The organism is Flavobacterium sp. (genome assembly GCF_049318325.1).
GTDB lineage: Bacteria > Bacteroidota > Bacteroidia > Flavobacteriales > Flavobacteriaceae > Flavobacterium.
The window spans coordinates 1-2,437 of the sequence record NZ_JBMOGQ010000204.1 but is presented as its reverse complement, the minus strand read 5'-3'; the positions used below and the strand labels follow the sequence as shown (position 1 = coordinate 2,437).

Genomic DNA, 2,437 nt, shown 5'->3' with positions numbered 1-2,437 from the left:
AAACATGACCACCTTCAATAAGTTCCTTCATAAAACGGAAGAAAAAGGTTAAAATTAGTGTAGAAATGTGACTACCATCGACATCGGCATCACACATGATAATCACTTTATGGTAACGTAGTTTTTCTAAATTCAACGCTTTAGAATCTTCTTCGGTTCCGATGGTAACCCCAAGTGCTGTGAAAATATTTCTAATCTCTTCGTTTTCAAAAACTTTGTGATGCATGGCTTTTTCCACATTCAAAATCTTACCTCTCAAAGGTAAAATCGCTTGAAAATTTCTATCACGTCCTTGTTTTGCTGTTCCACCAGCCGAATCTCCCTCGACTAGATATACTTCACATTTTGCTGGATCTTGTTCTGAACAATCAGACAATTTTCCAGGCAAACCGCCACCACCTAAAACGGTCTTACGTTGCACCATTTCACGCGCTTTCTTAGCCGCATGACGTGCTTGAGCTGCAAGAATAACTTTTTGAACAATGATTCGAGCATCATTTGGATTTTCTTCCAAATAATTTTCTAACATTTCGGCAACCGCTTGAGAAACCGGAGAAACTACTTCTCTATTTCCTAATTTGGTTTTGGTTTGTCCTTCGAATTGTGGTTCGGCAACTTTTACCGAAATAATAGCAGTTAATCCTTCACGGAAATCGTCTCCTGTGATTTCGAATTTTAATTTATCCAATAAACCTGAAGTGTCAGCATATTTTTTCAACGTACGCGTTAATCCCATACGGAAACCTTGCAAATGAGTTCCTCCCTCATGAGTATTAATATTGTTTACATACGAAAATATATTTTCAGAATAACTGGTGTTATATACCAAAGCCACTTCAACAGGGATTTCTCCTTTTTCGAGTTCCATACTGATTACATGACCGATAATCGCTTCTCTACCTTTGTCTAAGAAACGAACAAACTCTTTTAATCCTTCTTTTGAATGGAAAACTTCACCTTCAAATTCACCATTTTCTTTTGTAAATCTTCTGTCGGTTAGCGTAATCGTAATTCCTTTATTTAAAAAAGAAAGTTCACGCATTCGACCAGCTAAAGTATCATAAGAATACTCCAAAGTTTGAGTAAAAATAGTGGCATCTGGTTTAAAAGTAACCGTAGTTCCTCTTTTGGTAGTTTCACCAACCTGCTTAACAGGATACATTGCTTTTCCTCTCTCATATTCCTGTTCGTATACTTTTCCTTCTCTATATACCGTAGCTTTCAGATGATCAGACAATGCATTAACACAAGAAACCCCAACTCCGTGAAGTCCTCCGGAAACTTTATACGAATCTTTATCAAACTTTCCTCCCGCACCAATTTTGGTCATTACCACCTCAAGAGCAGAAACACCTTCTTTCTTGTGCATGTCAACCGGAATACCACGTCCGTTATCTTCTACGGTAATCGAATTATCTTCGTTTATAATAACACCAATAGTGTCGCAATGTCCAGCTAATGCCTCATCGATAGAGTTGTCAACTACTTCATAAACCAAGTGGTGCAAACCTCTAACTCCAGTATCTCCTATATACATGGAAGGACGCATTCTAACATGCTCCATTCCTTCTAATGCCTGGATACTATCGGCCGAATAACTGTTCTTTTTAATCTCGTCGCTCATATTATTTTATGGTAAAAAATCTATTTTTTGTCTAACGAGCAAATATATAAAAACGCATAGGATTTCCTATTGAAAATTGAGTTTAAAACCTTTAAGTTATTAACATTTTTGGCGATATTTCAACAAAAAAACACTCGCCAAAAATAACGAGTGTATTTTTCAAACAACTAAACTATTATCTCTACTTAAGTTACTACTCTCAAGCTTTATTTTTAATGCCAATCTTATGTTCTCATAACATTTTTTATGACTTTACATAAGCGTCATCATGAACACTAGCAACTGCTCTTCCTGATGGATCATTCATGTTTTTAAACGCTTCATCCCACTCTAAAGCAATTTTGGTACTACAAGCCACACTAGCTTCCTGAGGAACGCTTAAAGCAGCTGCATCACTTGGGAAATGTTCGGCGAAAATTGAACGGTAATAATACTCTTCTTTAGAAGTTGGCGTTTGAATTGGGAATTTGTATTTAGCATTGGCCAATTGTTCGTCCGAAATTTCTTTGGCAACCATTTCTTTCAAAGTATCTATCCAACTGTAACCAACACCATCACTAAACTGTTCTTTTTGTCTCCAAGCCACACTTGCTGGAAGCATATCTTCAAATGCTTTACGAAGTACCCATTTTTCCATTCTTTCTCCATTAATCATTTTGTCTTGTGGATTAATTCGCATAGCAACATCCATAAATTCTTTATCTAAGAATGGCACACGTCCTTCAATTCCCCAAGCGGCTAGACTTTTGTTGGCACGAAGACAATCGTACATGTGTAATTTGCTTAATTTACGGACGGTTTCATCGTGAAACT

General features: G+C 36.8%; 2 protein-coding genes. Both read right to left on the bottom strand.

What is annotated here, in order from left to right:
- On the bottom strand, positions 1-1,624 hold a 1,624-nt coding region (locus ACOYLP_RS11710; protein ID WP_422856350.1), incomplete at its 3' end, for a DNA gyrase subunit B.
- 244 nt (positions 1,625-1,868) lie between these two features.
- The coding region (locus ACOYLP_RS11705; RefSeq protein ID WP_422856349.1) for an asparagine synthase-related protein at positions 1,869-2,437 on the bottom strand (569 nt) is incomplete at its 5' end.